The organism is Flavobacterium sp. (assembly GCF_965284515.1).
Taxonomy (GTDB): domain Bacteria; phylum Bacteroidota; class Bacteroidia; order Flavobacteriales; family Flavobacteriaceae; genus Flavobacterium.
Genome location: NZ_OZ260089.1, coordinates 632,294 through 648,572, shown reverse-complemented (window position 1 = coordinate 648,572; position 16,279 = coordinate 632,294). Strand labels below are relative to the sequence as shown.

Annotated in this window: 12 protein-coding genes; 9 read left to right on the top strand and 3 right to left on the bottom strand. The window is 31.2% G+C overall.

Features of this window, described 5'->3' with window-relative positions; all coding sequences use genetic code 11:
• Nucleotides 1–84: 84 nt before the first annotated feature.
• On the bottom strand, nucleotides 85–864 hold the full coding sequence (locus ACQ65T_RS02995) for a THC0290_0291 family protein (protein ID WP_430399614.1): 780 nt from the start codon (nucleotides 862–864) through the stop codon (nucleotides 85–87).
• A gap of 179 nt (nucleotides 865–1,043) precedes the next feature.
• Between ACQ65T_RS02995 and gdhA the strand changes: the two genes are divergently transcribed.
• From gdhA to ACQ65T_RS02960, 7 genes are all read left to right on the top strand, one after another.
• Nucleotides 1,044–2,411, top strand: coding sequence for an NADP-specific glutamate dehydrogenase (gene gdhA / locus ACQ65T_RS02990; protein WP_430401318.1), 1,368 nt, complete (start codon nucleotides 1,044–1,046; stop codon nucleotides 2,409–2,411).
• Nucleotides 2,412–2,526: 115 nt separating this feature from the next.
• Entirely contained in the window at nucleotides 2,527–4,815 is a 2,289-nt protein-coding gene (locus ACQ65T_RS02985) for a two-component regulator propeller domain-containing protein (RefSeq protein WP_430399613.1), read from the top strand.
• The gene (gene recO, locus ACQ65T_RS02980) at nucleotides 4,815–5,528 is read left to right on the top strand and encodes a DNA repair protein RecO (RefSeq protein WP_430399612.1); all 714 of its coding nucleotides are present in this window, start codon (nucleotides 4,815–4,817) and stop codon (nucleotides 5,526–5,528) included. The genes ACQ65T_RS02985 and recO overlap by 1 nt, the downstream gene beginning before the upstream one ends.
• 80 nt (nucleotides 5,529–5,608) lie before the next feature.
• On the top strand, nucleotides 5,609–9,010 hold the full coding sequence (gene ileS / locus ACQ65T_RS02975) for an isoleucine--tRNA ligase (RefSeq protein ID WP_430399611.1): 3,402 nt from the start codon (nucleotides 5,609–5,611) through the stop codon (nucleotides 9,008–9,010).
• 53 nt (nucleotides 9,011–9,063) lie between these two features.
• Entirely contained in the window at nucleotides 9,064–9,444 is a 381-nt protein-coding gene (locus ACQ65T_RS02970; RefSeq protein WP_430399610.1) for a TraR/DksA family transcriptional regulator, read from the top strand.
• Between the two features lie 82 nt (nucleotides 9,445–9,526).
• Complete coding sequence (locus ACQ65T_RS02965; RefSeq protein WP_430399609.1) at nucleotides 9,527–10,171, top strand: lipoprotein signal peptidase; 645 nt, start codon at nucleotides 9,527–9,529, stop codon at nucleotides 10,169–10,171.
• 18 nt (nucleotides 10,172–10,189) lie between these two features.
• The gene (locus tag ACQ65T_RS02960; protein WP_430399608.1) at nucleotides 10,190–10,693 is read left to right on the top strand and encodes a hypothetical protein; all 504 of its coding nucleotides are present in this window, start codon (nucleotides 10,190–10,192) and stop codon (nucleotides 10,691–10,693) included.
• Between the two features lie 11 nt (nucleotides 10,694–10,704).
• Here ACQ65T_RS02960 and ACQ65T_RS02955 read toward each other — a convergent pair whose 3' ends face one another.
• Nucleotides 10,705–11,268 carry a 5-formyltetrahydrofolate cyclo-ligase gene (locus ACQ65T_RS02955; RefSeq protein WP_430399607.1) on the bottom strand — a complete coding sequence of 188 codons (564 nt, stop codon included), beginning with the start codon at nucleotides 11,266–11,268 and terminating at the stop codon, nucleotides 10,705–10,707.
• Nucleotides 11,269–11,459: 191 nt separating this feature from the next.
• On the opposite strand from ACQ65T_RS02955, the gene ACQ65T_RS02950 reads away from it, so the two are divergent.
• Nucleotides 11,460–12,269 (top strand): GLPGLI family protein, encoded by an 810-nt coding sequence (locus ACQ65T_RS02950; protein ID WP_430399606.1) that lies wholly within the window; start codon nucleotides 11,460–11,462, stop codon nucleotides 12,267–12,269.
• A 30-nt stretch (nucleotides 12,270–12,299) separates the two neighbouring features.
• Nucleotides 12,300–15,014 (top strand): carboxypeptidase regulatory-like domain-containing protein, encoded by a 2,715-nt coding sequence (locus ACQ65T_RS02945; RefSeq protein WP_430399605.1) that lies wholly within the window; start codon nucleotides 12,300–12,302, stop codon nucleotides 15,012–15,014.
• A gap of 10 nt (nucleotides 15,015–15,024) precedes the next feature.
• Here ACQ65T_RS02945 and ACQ65T_RS02940 read toward each other — a convergent pair whose 3' ends face one another.
• Nucleotides 15,025–16,257 (bottom strand): pyridoxal-dependent decarboxylase, encoded by a 1,233-nt coding sequence (locus ACQ65T_RS02940; protein WP_430399604.1) that lies wholly within the window; start codon nucleotides 16,255–16,257, stop codon nucleotides 15,025–15,027.
• Nucleotides 16,258–16,279 lie beyond the last annotated feature (22 nt).

Genomic DNA, 16,279 nt, shown 5'->3' with positions numbered 1-16,279 from the left:
ATTTGAGTTGAATTAATTTATAAACATATAGTTCATAAAAAAAGCCTTGAAATTTCAAGGCTTTTTTATTATGTTTAGTACTCTTTAGTCTAAATAATATATGTATCCAAAGTGAAACCATAAATTCCAATCGTTGGCTTTGTTCTCCTCATGTAAATCAGGATTTTTTCTTAATCCATCAACCCAGTCCGAGAAATAATATTGCCATCTTAACTCAACAAATAAATCTGATAATTCAGTTAATTTATAACGAGTACCAATGCTAGAAACAACAGACCATGTACTACCGCCTTCAGAAGAATATCCATCTGGCAAATAATCAGGGTATGTTGTAATAGGTGTTCCTAATGGGCCTAATTCTGAATAGGTGTTGTTTTGGAAGAAATTGTAATGAGCACCTAGTGCAATAAATGGTGCAAAAGCTCCATCTGTAGCAGTGAACTCTCTTATGCTTAAAGGAAAATATTCTAATTGCATTCCAATATCAGTTACTTTAGCTTCACCTTTCATAGCTTTCAATTGATAACCCCATATTGAATTTTTCTCAGCCCATTCACCAAAATGCTCTAATTTTGTACTGTTATAAGACAATTCTGAACGCAGTTTAAAATGGTCGTTAAAATAGGTTTCAGGAGTATAACAGTTACATTCAGCTCTGTAGGCAAAGTTCATATAGTGAACTAAACCTATACCAAAACCTGTATTCCCTGCATTAGTTTCAAAATCATGACGTACACCAAAATCAGATTGGAACGCAACACCACCAGCAAATGCACCTATTTCGTGTGAAAAACCAAATTGAGCATTCGAAAATAAGGGTGTTATTAATAATAAAAAAACGAATTGTTTTATTTTTTTAGTCATTACTAAAATTTTTCGATTGTCGGACAAATATATGAAAACTAAGTTCACATAAAAAAAAAATATTAAAATTCTTGATTAATTTTTCTTAATTTTTAATTTTTCATTCTTTTTTTAGTAAAAATTATACGTGTGATTTTTAAAAATGTATATTTGTTCTTCGAAAATTAAGTCAATACTTAATACCTAATAAAAACAATAATATCATGAAAGAAAGCGTATCATCTTTTATTGAAGCAGTAGCTAAAAGAAATCCAAATGAGCCTGAATTTATGCAGGCAGTTAAAGAAGTAGCTGAAACAGTTATTCCTTTTATTGAAGAAAATAAAAAATACCAAAACAAAATGCTTTTGGAAAGAATGGTTGAATCTGAGCGTGTAATTATGTTTAGAGTAGTTTGGCAAGATGACGCTGGAAATACTCAAGTAAACAGAGGTTATCGTATTCAGATGAATTCTGCCATAGGACCATATAAAGGAGGAATTCGTTTTCATCCTTCAGTAAACTTAAGTATTTTAAAATTCTTAGCTTTTGAACAAACATTTAAAAACAGTTTAACGACATTGCCAATGGGTGGTGGAAAAGGTGGAGCTGATTTTGATCCAAAGGGAAAATCTGAAAATGAAATTATGCGCTTTTGCCAAGCATTCATGACTGAATTATCTAAACATATTGGTGACAATACAGATGTTCCTGCAGGAGATATAGGTGTAGGAGGAAGAGAAGTTGGGTTCATGTTTGGTCAATATAAAAGATTAAGAAATGAGTTTACAGGAGTTTTAACCGGAAAAGGAATTTCTTTTGGAGGGTCGTTAATTCGCCCAGAAGCTACGGGATATGGGGATGTTTATTTTGCACAAAGTATGTTGGCAACTAAAGGGCAAAGTTTTTCAGGTAAAACAGTTGTAATTTCTGGTTCTGGAAACGTTGCACAATATGCTGCGGAAAAAGTAATCGAATTAGGCGGTAAAGTTGTTACTTTTTCTGACTCTGCAGGATATATATATGACGAAGAAGGTATTGATGCTGAAAAATTAGCTTACGTAATGGAAATTAAAAACGTGAACTATGGAAGAATAAGTGATTACATTACTAAGTATCCAAATGCTAAATATGTTGCAGGAAAACGTCCTTGGGAGGTTAAATGTGATATTGCTTTACCATGTGCAACTCAAAATGAATTAAACGAGGAAGAGGCAAAAATGTTAGTAGCAAATGGATGTATGTGTGTGGCAGAAGGGGCTAATATGCCTTCTACTCCAGAAGCCGTTGAGGTTTTTCAACATGCAAAAATATTATTTGCTCCTGGTAAAGCTTCTAATGCAGGAGGTGTAGCCACTTCAGGTTTAGAAATGTCACAAAACTCATTACGTTTAAGTTGGACTAGTGAAGAAGTAGACGAAAAATTAAAAAGAATTATGTCAGATATTCACGAAGCGTGCGTGAAATATGGCAAAGATTCAACAGGTTATGTAGACTATGTGAAAGGAGCTAATATTGCTGGTTTCGTAAAAGTTGCTGACGCTATGCTTGGTCAAGGTGTAGTGTAATTTATACCTTATATAATATAAAAGGCTTTCATTAACTTGAAAGCCTTTTATATTTTTATTAATATACCAAATCCATATTTATACGTTTATAGTATATTTGTATAAAGTAGAAAATATGAAATCTAAAATAGTTTTTCTTTTTATCATTTTTAATCAGTTTATTTTTTCACAACAAAATCAATTGTGGAAGAGTTATTATTCCTATAATGAAATTGTTGATGTAGAGGGAGGAATTAATACTGTTTATGCCGCTACAACTAATAGCATATTTTATAAAAATTTAAGTTTAAACGAGCTGAGTATTTACAATTCCATCAATGGTTTTAAACCAGAAAGCATTACTACTATTCATCATTCAGATGCATTTAACAAAACAATTGCTGGAAATAATAATGGATTGATATTGATAGTAAATTCTGATGGAAGCATTACTACTAAAGTAGATATTATTGAAGAAGTACCTGTTGCTCCAAATAAAAAAAGAATTAATGATTTATATGAATATAATGGAAAACTATACATTGCCTGCGATTTTGGAATTTCTGTTTTAAACTTAAATAATTTAGAGTTTGAATCAACCTACTTTATTGGCTCTGCAGGAGAAGAGGTTCAAGTGCTTCAAACTACTGTTTTGAATGATGAGATTTACGCCGTAACAAGATTTAATGGAATTCGAAAAGGAGATTTAAACAATCCTTTTTTGTACGATTTTTCACAATGGCAAACTTTTGATAATGGTTACTGGTTAGGAATTGTAACTTTTAACGATGAAATCGTTGCATTGGGAACTAATTCTAAAACCTACAGATACAGCAGTGGATCATTTATTGAAATTTTAAATCAAGCTCAAAATGGTTTAAAGATTAAAACGAATTCAAATGAAATAATTGTAACTACTAAAAACAACATTTATGTAGTTGATGGTGTTTATTCTCTAATTGCTCATATTACAAATATACCAGGATATTCTGCTAATTTTACCTCTGCAACAGTTGTTCAAAATCAAATTTTCATTGGAACTGAAATTAATGGATTGTTCTCAACATCGCTATCTAGTCCTACTGTTTTTGAAAACATGAGCCCAAATGGACCGGTTAGAAACTACATTTTTAGAGTCAAGAAAGCAGAAAACTATCTTTGGGCAGTTTATGGAGATTATACAAGACTTTACAATCCTTATCCACTTGATGATTTTGGGATTAGTAAGTTTTCAAACGATTCGGGATGGGAATTAATACCTTATGATGATTTATTTCAAGCTAAATCAATTTCCGATTTAGTAGTAAACCCAATGAATAATAATGAAATTTATGCAAGCTCATATTTTTCTGGTTTATTAAAAATTAATGATGATGGGATTTCTTTGTTTAACACTACTAATACTGGTCCAAATGGACTTGAATCTTTGGTCTTGACACCGCCAAACCCAAGTTATATTGATATTAGAATTAATAGCCCAGCATTTGATAAAGATGGCAATTTATGGGTAACTAATGCATTTGTTGCAAAATCATTAAAAGTTTTGAGAACAAATGGTCAATGGCAATCATACGATATGAGTGCGGTGTTACCAACAATTAACACAGGAAGATATGCTCCTATAGCAATTGATAAAAACAGAACGAAATGGGTACCAACAATTAACGATGGTTTGTTAGTTTTTAATGATACGTTTAGTAATAAAACAACAGTAATAAATTCAGAAAATGGAAATCTACCTGATAACGATGTAAGATGTGTGGCAATTGACAGTAGAAATCAGTTGTGGATAGGTACATTTAAAGGATTAAGAATATTATCAAGTGTAGATAGGTTTATTTCTGATACAGAATTTAATACAACACCAATTATTATTCAAGAAGGGGATTTAGCACAAGAACTTTTTTACCAACAAACAATTCTTGATATTGTAGTAGATGGAGCCAATAACAAATGGGTTTCAATTGCAGATGGTGGCGTTTTCTTAGTTTCATCTAATGGTCAGGAAACAATATATCAATTTACAAAATCTAATTCTCCTCTTCCAAGTAACAATGTTAATGATATTGAGGTTGATGGCGTAACAGGAGAAGTTTTTTTTGCCACTGATATGGGAATGGTCTCTTTTTTAGGCACTTCAACAAAACCGAGTGATAATTTAGCAAATGTATTTGTTTATCCAAACCCTGTAAGGCCTAATTATTCAGGTACAATAAAGATAGCAGGATTAACTGATAAAGCAAATATTAAAATTACAGATATTGAAGGAAATTTAGTTCACGAAACAACTTCTTCAGGAGGTACAATTGAGTGGGATGGCTCAGCTTTTGGCAGTCATAAAGTTGCATCAGGAGTATATATGATTTTTGTTTCTTCACAAGACGGATTAGATACAACAGTTAAAAAAGTGATGATTATTCGATAATGCATATCAAAACTAAAGCAATTGTAATCTCTACGGTTAAATTTCAAGAAAAAAGTCTTATCATTAAGTGCTTTACTCAAAGTAATGGGGTAAAGAGTTATTTTGTAAATAATGCATTTACTGGAAAAAATAATAAACAAAAAATAGCTTTTTTTCAGCCTTTAATGCAGCTTGAAATTGAGGCTACAAATAAAAACAAAGGCACTTTAGAAAGATTTAAAGATGTTAAAATTGCAATTCCTTATCAAACAATTAATTATGATATTTACAAAACGACTATAGTTCTGTTTTTGTCAGAATTTTTAAATCACGCAATAAAGGAAGAAGAACCAAATGAACCGTTATTTGAATATATTGAAACCGCACTTTTATGGTTAGATAATCATCATGAAATTTCAAATTTCCATTTAATCTTTTTAATACAAATCACTAAATATTTAGGTTTTTATCCTGAAAGCCCAACAAATACTACTGATTATTTTGACCAATTAGAAGGTGTTTTTAATAATTCACTTTCTTTAAATAGTTTATCAATTGACGAAACAGCTTTATTAAAAAGGCTGTTGGTGTTAAAGTTAGATAATGTCGAAAATTATTTTTCGGCGAATCAAAGACAAATTCTTCTTAGAATAATCATTAATTATTTTACTTTAAATGTAGAAGGGTTTAAAAAACCAAAATCGATAGAAGTTTTCAAAGAAGTTTTCTCTTAAAACAGCAACTTTTGATTACTAATTTCTGACTTTCGACTTAAATTTATTACTTTCGCAACTTCAATTAAGAATGCAATAAAATGAGTACGAAATTCAATGAATACAAAGGACTTAATTTGCCTACTGTGGCATCTGAAGTGCTTGATTTTTGGAAAAAACAAAATATATTTGAACAAAGTGTAGCTTCTCGTGAAGGTGCAGCACCTTTTGTGTTTTTTGAAGGACCACCTTCGGCAAACGGATTGCCTGGAATTCACCACGTAATGGCGCGTGCTATTAAAGATATATTTTGTCGATATAAAACTCAAAAAGGGTTTCAAGTTAAGCGTAAAGCAGGTTGGGACACTCACGGATTGCCTGTGGAATTAGGTACTGAAAAAGAATTGGGAATTACCAAAGAAGATATTGGAACTAAAATAACAGTTGCAGAATATAACGAAGCGTGCAAAAAAACCGTAATGCGTTATACTGATGTTTGGAACGACCTTACTGAAAAAATGGGTTATTGGGTAGATATGGAAGATCCATATGTTACATATAAGTCCAAATACATGGAAACGGTTTGGTGGCTTTTAAAAGAAATCTACAAAAAAGATTTAATTTATAAAGGGTATACAATCCAACCGTATTCTCCAAAAGCAGGAACGGGTTTGTCTTCGCACGAAGTTAATCAGCCTGGTTCCTATAGAGATGTTACCGATACTACAATAGTAGCACAGTTTAAAGCTATTGAAAGCACATTGCCAAGCTTTCTTAAGGGTTTTGGAACAGTACACTTTATGGCTTGGACAACTACACCTTGGACATTGCCATCAAACACTGCGTTAACAGTTGGACCAAAAATTGATTATGTTTTAGTTAAGACGTTTAATCAATATACTTTTGAACCTGTTAATGTCGTTTTAGCTAAAAATTTAGTTGGAAAACAATTTGGAAAAGGGTTCTTTGAAATTGAAGAAATTACGGATTTCGAAAATTATAAATCAGGAGACAAAAAGATTCCATACCAAATCATAGCTGAAGCAAAAGGTGCAGATTTAGTTGGAATTCGTTATGAACAATTAATGCCGTTAGCTTTACCAAATGAGAATCCGGAAAATGCTTTTAGAATAATTTCAGGAGATTTTGTTACCACGGAAGACGGAACAGGAATTGTGCATACAGCGCCAACATTTGGAGCAGATGATGCTAAAGTGGCTAAAGAAGCTACGCCAGAAGTTCCGCCAATGTTAGTAAAGGATACTTATGATAATTTAGTGCCTTTAGTTGATTTACAAGGAAGATTCATTCAAGGCTTAGGAGACTATTCGGGAAAATACGTTAAAAATGAATACTATAATGAAGGAGAAGCGCCTGAGCGTTCTGTAGATGTAGAAATCGCTATTCAATTAAAAGAAGAAAATAAAGCCTTTAAGGTTGAAAAATATGTACACAGTTATCCTCATTGTTGGAGAACTGATAAGCCTATTTTATATTATCCATTAGACTCTTGGTTTGTAAAAGTAACCGAAGTTAAAGAGCGTATGTTCGATTTGAACGAAACGATTAATTGGAAACCAAAAGCTACAGGAGAAGGTCGTTTTGGGAACTGGTTAAAAAATGCAAACGATTGGAATTTATCACGTTCAAGATATTGGGGAATTCCATTGCCAATTTGGAGAACAGAAGACGGCACAGAAGAAATGATTGTTGGTTCTGTTGAGGAATTATACAACGAAATTGAAAAATCAATTGCTGCTGGTTTCCAAAAAGAAAATCCGTTTAAAGGATTTGAAATTGGTAACATGAGTGAGGCAAATTATGATTTGGTTGATTTACATAAAAATGTTGTTGATGCAATTGTATTAGTTTCTCCTTCAGGTAAACCAATGCAACGCGAAAGTGATTTAATTGACGTTTGGTTCGATTCAGGTTCTATGCCTTATGCTCAATGGCATTATCCATTTGAAAACCAAGAAAAAATAGACGGAAACCAAGATTTTCCAGCTGATTTTATTGCGGAAGGTGTAGATCAAACACGTGGTTGGTTTTATACGCTACATGCTATTGGAACGTTAGTTTTTGATAAAGTTGCTTATAAAAATGTAGTTTCAAATGGATTAGTTTTAGATAAAAACGGACAGAAAATGTCTAAACGTCTAGGAAATGCTGTTGATCCTTTTGAAACGCTTTCAGAATATGGTGCAGATGCTACACGCTGGTATATGATATCAAATGCAAACCCTTGGGATAATTTAAAGTTTGATATAGAAGGAATTGCAGAAGTGCGTCGAAAATTCTTCGGTACACTATATAATACCTATTCGTTTTTTGCTTTGTATGCAAATATTGACAACTTTAATTTCTCAGAACCTGAAGTTCCCTTAAATGAAAGGACGGAAATTGATAGATGGATTTTATCAGAATTACATACTTTAATTAATGATGTAGATACTTTTTACGCAGAATATGAACCTACAAAAGCAACTAGAGCAATTTCAGATTTTGTTCAAGAGAACTTAAGTAACTGGTATGTTCGTTTATGTAGAAGACGCTTCTGGAAAGGAGAATACGCACAAGATAAGATAGCGGCTTACCAAACACTTTATACTTGTTTGCTTACTGTGGCTAAGCTTTCCGCTCCTGTTGCGCCTTTCTTTATGGACAGGTTATACCGCGATTTAACGCAAGCAACTGGTTTAGAAAATTTTGAAAGTGTTCACTTGGCAAACTTCCCGGTTTCGGTTGAAAACTTTGTTAATAAATCGCTAGAGAGTAAGATGATGAAGGCGCAAACGGTTTCTTCATTGGTTTTATCTTTGCGTAAAAAAGAAATGATTAAGGTGCGCCAGCCATTGCAAAAGGTAATGATTCCAGTGCTTGACGATAATCAACGTGCAGAAATTGAGGCTGTTTCCGACCTTATAAAAGCTGAGGTAAATGTAAAAGAAATAGTCCTGATAGATGATACTTCTGGGGTTTTAGTGAAGCAAATTAAGCCTAATTTTAAAGCACTTGGGCCACGTTTTGGAAAGGATATGGGGCTGATTTCTAAAGAGATACAGAATTTTACTCAAGAACAAATCAACCAGATAGAAAAGGAAGGAAATCTTACAATTGAAATTTCGGGAAAAAATGTTAATTTAACATCCGAAGATGTAGAGATTCTATCACAAGATATTCCAGGATGGTTAGTTGCTAATGCTAATGGAATTACGGTTGCACTAGACATTACTATTTCCGATGAGTTGCGTAATGAGGGAATAGCAAGAGAGCTAGTAAATAGAATTCAAAATATTAGAAAAGATTCAGGTTTTGAAGTAACTGATAAAATAAAAGTTCAAATACAAAACAATGCAGTAATTGAACAAGCTGTAGCAGCAAATATAAGTTACATTAAATCCGAAACATTAACAAGCGAACTGTTTTTTAACGAAAATCTAGAAAATGGTACGGAAATTGAGTTTGATGATTTAAAAACATTAATATCAATTTCAAAATAATGAAACCTAAGGGTTACATTTAAATTTACATTGTACAACTAAAAAAATGAGTTATGGTAGAGGAAAAATTAAGATATTCTGATGCAGAATTAGCGGAGTTCAAGGCTTTAATCCTTGAGAAAATAGAAAAAGCAAATGCTGATTTGGCACTTATTAAAAGTGCTTATATGAACGATTCAAATAACGGCACTGACGATACATCGCCAACCTTTAAAGCTTTTGAAGAAGGAAGTGAAACTATGTCTAAAGAGGCAAATTCACAATTAGCTATTCGTCAAGAAAAATTTCTTAGAGATTTAAGAAATGCTGCTGTTCGTATTGAAAATAAAACATACGGTATTTGTAAAGTTACGGGTAAATTAATTAGTAAAGAGCGTTTAAAAGTAGTTCCTCATGCAACTATGAGTATAGAAGCAAAGAACTTACAACGTTAATCTTTACATAAAAATTGACTAACGCTCCAACAGGAGCGTTTTTTATTTAACAAAATTCTTACTTTTGTCAAAAATATCCACAATGTCTTTAAAAAGAGCTTATTTATTAGTTGTTCTTGTATTATTAATAGATCAAATATCAAAGATTTATATTAAAACCCATTTTTTTATTGGAGAATCAATCAATGTTTTAGGATTAGATTGGTTTCGCATTCATTTTATTGAAAATGAAGGAATGGCCTGGGGAGCAGTAATTCCTGGAGAATATGGAAAATTAATACTTACTCTTTTTAGAATAGGAGCAGTTTTTGGTATTGGTTGGTGGTTATGGGATTCTGTTGTAAAAAAACAATCTACTTTTTTAATAGTTGCCATTTCATTAATTCTTGCAGGAGCAGTGGGTAATATTCTTGACTCGGTTTTTTATGGTGTAATTTTTGACGATAGTTATCATCAAGTTGCAACTCTTTTCGCAGAAGAACCTTATGGAAGTTGGTTTTATGGAGAAGTAGTAGATATGTTCTATTTTCCTATTTGGGATGGTGTTTTGCCTTCTTGGATTCCTGTTTGGGGCGGAAACCATTTTACATTCTTTAACGCTATTTTTAATGTTGCCGACATTGCTATTTCTACAGGTGTTGGAATTTTAATTGTGTTCAATAAAAAGGCTTTTGGACCAGATAAGAAAAATGAAAAGGTTTTAATTGAGGATACTATTTCGGAATAAATTTTTATTTTTTTAGTAATGAAAATTAAAAATAGAGAATTAAGAATTCCAATTATCTTAAATTTAATTTTTGTTTTTGTATTGTGCCTAGATTTTTTTATTCCATCAAACAAAGTCTATTTTGAAACTCTTTCTTCAGTATACAACACAGTAACCACATATCCGTCTTCTAGAAGTACTAGTGGAGGAAAAGAAATCAAAAATATTTTATATTGTGAAAGTGATAATTTATATTATCTAGGAAACGCTCCTGATCAATTATATAAAATTGAGAAGAGTGAGAAAATTTTAATAACAAAAACATTTTTCTTTTCAAAAGTAAAGTCTTTAAAAAGTGAAAATCATCAGAAAATAATTTATGTTTCATTTCTATCAATAAAATTGGTAATGATTTTATTTTCAATTGCTACTTTAATAACTATTCTTAATTGCATTGTTAGCAATACTTTTTTAGATATTTTGCTTGCTACATCTAGTACATTTATTTATTTTTTGTCAGCCGTATATTTGTTTTATTTTTAAAATATTCAAATTTAAAAACAAATAACTTTTTCATCAGTTACACAATAATCTAATTTTACATCGTTTTCAAAAACATCATCAATTAAATCTTCAGGTTCAAAGAAAGAAAGACCTATTTTAATAACATTGGGTTTACATTCGCTTAAAAACTTATCGTAAAACCCTTTTCCGTAACCAACTCTATTTCCAAGTTTGTCGTATGTTAAAAGCGGCACAAAAACTACATCAATCATTTCTGTAGGAACATTTAAACCATTAATAGGTTCAGGAATATTGTATTCGTTTTTTTTAATCTTAGTATTATCCGTCAGTAAAAAATGCGTCATAGAAGTAGTAGTGAAATCGCTTTTGGAAACCACTATTTCTTTATCCTTTGCTTGTAAAATATTTAAAATGTATTCAGAATTAACTTCTTTTTGTTCTTCAATAGGTAAAAATAAGTGGTAATAGGTTTTATTCCAAATGTCCATCTTAACCAATTGATTTGCTATTGCCAAACTCTTCTCTTCAAGTTGCTCAAAAGAAAGTTTTTGCCTTTCTTCTTTACTCTTTTTTCTTGCTTCTTTCTTATCCATGTATAGCCGATTTCAATTCGTTTATAAAATTAGTCAAATGTTCGACTTTTAAGTTGTTCTCAAATATTTTTTTTAATTCCATCAATCAATTTTAATATGACAAATGAAATAATGTTAAAATTTTAACAAAACACAATAATTTGTTTAACAATTTGTTATGTTTGCTAAACAAAAAAATTAATTTATCTAATATGAAAAATATTTTACTTAAGTTTTTAGCTCTTTCGTTTATTTTTTTGATGTCGTCTAAGCCTATTTCTCAAGATTTTCAAGGACAGGCGTATTATTTTTCAAAATCTAGTATGGAACTTGGTTCTTGGGGAGCTCGTATGAGTGAAGCTCAAAAAAAGCAAGTACAAGAACGACTAAAAAACAGGTTGGAAAAAACATATATTTTAAACTTTAATAAAGAAGAGTCTGTTTTTAAAGAAGAAGAGAAAGTTGATGCTATATCTGGAGCAACAGATTCATGGGGAAGTAATTTTACTCGTGGAGAACAATATAAAAATGTAAAAAGCAATACTTTAATACAAAGTCAAGAATTTTACGGTAAGCGTTTTTTAGTTAAAGATAATCTTTATTCTATTCCATGGAATTTAGGTAAAGAGACTAAAAAAATTGGTCAATACCTGTGTTTTAAAGCTACCGCTTCAGTTCCCACAAATGAACTTTCATGGTATGATTTTTCATGGGGCGACTTAGGGAACAGTAATAGTGAATCAACAGCTACTGAGGTAAAAATGACAACAATAGAAGCTTGGTATACATTGCAAATACCTGTGAGTAGCGGACCTGCTGAATATTGGGGTCTTCCTGGACTTATTTTAGAGGTAAATTCAGGGAATACTACCATTTTATGTTCAAAAATAATTCTAAACCCTAAAGAAGTAATTTCTATAGTAGCCCCTGACAAAGGAAAAGAAATAACAAAAGCAGACTATCAAGCAACTATTAAAGAAAAAATGGTTGAAATGAGAGATAATAGAGGCAGAAGATACTAACTCAAATAACGAGTATTTAAATGTAATTGTATGAAAAAACGTATTTGTTTTCTATTGCTAATGTTTGTTCATTTTTCATTTGGTCAAGTCAAGTTAGAAGGCGTAGTAAAAGACAGTCTTAATAATCCTCTAGAGCTAGCAAATGTGGTTGTTTTAGACCAAAAAACAAGTAGTTTAGAATCATACGCAATTACTGACCAAAAAGGAAATTATAAACTTGAATTAGGTAAAAACGGTACTTATTCTGTTCAGGTTAGTTATGTGGGTATGAAAACCTTTGAAGAGGTATTGAATACAACAGATTCTGATATAAAGAAGGATTATATTTTAGTTTTTGAAAACCAGTTAGACGATATAGAGGTTGTTTATGAAATGCCCGTAGTAATTCGAGGCGATACACTTACATACAATGCAGATTCTTTCAATACTGGTACAGAACGAAAGCTTGGAGATGTTTTAGAAAACTTACCAGGTGTTCAAATTAATGAAAATGGACAAATTGAAGTAGAAGGAAAAGTAGTTAACAAATTGATGGTTAATGGAAAAGATTTTTTTGATGGGGACACAAAACTTGGTACAAAAAACATTCCTTCAAATGCAGTGGATAAAATACAAGTTCTAAGAAACTATTCAGAAGTAGGACAACTAAGTAGTGTGCGAAATAATCAGGATAATATTGCTATAAATATTAAATTAAAAGAAGGTAAAGAAAATTTTTGGTTTGGAGATATTACAACAGGCGGAGGAGCTTCGCCGGACAAAGCACTTTATCTGTTACAGCCTAAGTTGTTCTATTATAACCCTAAGTATACTATTAATTTTATTGGAGACCTAAATAATACAGGAGAGTTGGCTTTAACAAGACGAGATATTCGAGGTTTTGGAGGTGGTTTTAGAGCTCCAAGCAACACTAGCGGAACCAGTATTAACTTAGGAGACAATAGCCTTAACTTTTTAACAAATCAAGCCAATGCTTTAGAAATTGAAAACAAATTAGCTACTGCAAATTTCAGTTATGCTCCTTCAAAAGCACTTGATTTCAGTGGTTTTGTTATTTATAACAGTAGCCGAATTCTTTCTAAAGAAAGTAGCTTTATTCAATATACCAATCCAGAATTAGGTATTCCAGATGAAGCTATTGAACAAGCTAATAATGAACGTTCAAATCAAGGTTTAGTTAAGCTAAGCACTTCCTATAAACCTAACGCAAATAATCAAATGGAATATGATATTTTAGGTCGTATTTCTAATGACAGACAAAACCAAAATGTATTTTCATCGGTTTTAGGAAGTACAAAACAATTAGAAGAAGTAAGGCCTTACAGCATAAATCAAAATATAAATTATTATTACACTTTAGACGAAAATAGCATTTTTGCTTTTGAAGCACAGCATTTATACAAAAATGAAAACCCCTTTTATAATGCTTTGTTAATTAATGACCCATCTGGAACTGATGCTTTTGATACTACAGCAGAAGCATTAGGACTAGATACTTCTTTAAATACGTACGACTTAAATCAAAATAGACGAATTATATCAAATCAGTTAGACGCGAAATTAGATTATTATTATATCATCAATCAAAAAAGTAATCTTAATGTAACCTCAGGAACTATTTTTAGCCGTCAAGATTTTAACTCTAATATTTTTCAGTTTTTAGACGATGGAACTTTATTTGAACCGACGCCAACTTTTAATGACGGGAGAGCAAAAAACGATACAAAATATATTTTTAGCGATATTTATTTAGCTTTTCACTACCGATTTAAATCTGGTAAATTTACTGTCACACCCGGTTTTTCAATCCATTCATACGGTAATAAAAACTCTCAATTTGGAGAAACTTTTAAAAATAACTTTGTAAGAGTATTACCAGATTTCGAAACGCGTATTCAGTTCAAAAAAAGTGAATCTCTAACTATTCGCTATGATATTAAAAATCAATTTACTGATGTAACTCGTTTAGCACAAGGATTAGTTATTAATAATTTTAATAATATTCAGTTTGGCGAACCTGATTTGCAAAACGCTTTATCTCATAATATTAGTTTGCTTTATTCAAGTTTTAATTTATTCAATTATACGAATGTATTTGCTAGAGCGGCTTATTCAAGTAACATTGATCAAATTCGCGGATTAACTGATTTTGAAAATGTAATAAGAACAAGTACTTTTTTTAATTCGAATTTTGCAGACGAAAATGTCAATGTAGTTGGTCAGGCACAAAGAACATTTGGTAAAATAGTAGCAAGTTTAAATGGAAATTTTAACTATAGTAAAATAAATCAATTTGTTGAAGGACAGCAATCAGTAAATGAAGGGTATACACAGTCCTATACCCCTGGAATAAGGACTAATTTCAAAATTGCACCTAATTTTAATTTCCGATACAGATATAGTATAACCGAAAACAATCAAGGAACTCGAAAAACAAAATTTATAACTAACGCACCTTCAATTTCGTTTGATGCCTATATTCTAAAAAAAGTAACTCTTAAAAGTAATTATAGTTATACTAATCAAAATGATGGTGTAAATGAGTCTCAATCCTTTCAAAATTGGGATGCATCAATTTCATATAGAAAAGATAGAGATGCAAAATGGGAATTTGAATTGAAAGCCACTAATATTTTAAATATTGATTCACAAATTAGAAATAGTGCAAATGCGGTTTCTGTATTTTCTTCAGAAACATTTATTCAACCTCGTTTTCTTACATTTAGATTTACGTACACATTATAAAAAATCAGTTTTATATGTATAAAGTAGTTTTCAACTCATCTATAAAAATAGTTAAATGTTCTATTTCTACGTGGTCCATGAGTACAATTTTATACCATTTGTTGTCATCATTGTGTTGTTGAGGTACTAAATCGTATTTTTCTGCAATATCATGCGGAATATTCTCAGCATGAATAGTTACAATATTCATATTTGGTTCTCTGAAATAAGAAATGTTCAATTTATCTAATTCATCACAAAGAAATTGTGTGCGCATTTGTAATACACTTACTTTTTCATGCCATCCATGAGGGCCATACGTGAACAATATCATCCAAACTGCTACTGCATTTGCTCCAGAACGACTTCCGCAAAGCGTTAAGTCCATTCCTTCAACATATTCTGCTTCTTTAGTAAGTACGTTTTCAATTAAACCTTTTCGGCAAATAAAAACACCAGTTCCGTATGGAGCTTGTAGCATTTTATGTGCATCAATTGTAATTGAACTAATTTTAGGATTACTAAAGTTAATTACCGAATCTTTATTGCTAAACGGATAAACAAATCCGCCGTAAGCGCCATCAATATGTAATTTATATGCTAAGTTGTGCTTTTCAAAAAGCGAAGTATAATCATCTGGATTATCAACAGAACCAAACATGGTTGTTCCCATATTTGAAACAGCAATAAAGTATTTTTTACCTTTTACTTTAGTATCTACAACAATTTGTTCTAAGGCTGCTTTGTCGATGTTTCTTTCATTGAAATGAACAGGAACTTTTATCCATTCAATTTGCAATAAATTAGAAGCTTTAGGAATGGAATAATGAGTGTCTTCTGATGCTAAAATGACAATTTCTGACAATTTCGCATCAAAATTATGCATAAAGTAATTCCTAAATACCCAAATAGCTTGAATGTTTGCTTCTGTTCCTCCAGGAGCAATATAACCGTCAAATTCATCCAGTTTAAAAACATCTGTTGCTAAAACATTTAAAACTTCACGTTCAATTTCCTGTGTTCCGCTGAATGCATTCTCAGAAGTTCCAAAGGTATGACAACCTATATTATTTGGATTGGCAACATAAGTTTGAAGAGTGGGTGCGTCTTTTAAAAAAGGCGCATCGTCATAAAATACTTTTCCGTCTAATTTTGATGCAGGATAGCCTAATGAAGCGTCTTTTGAAAAATTTACATTTTCAATTAATGCTTTTTGAATTCTTTCTTTTAATTGTTCTTGTTTTAACTTTTTCCAAAACTTCATAATTCAATAGTTTTATGCAAAA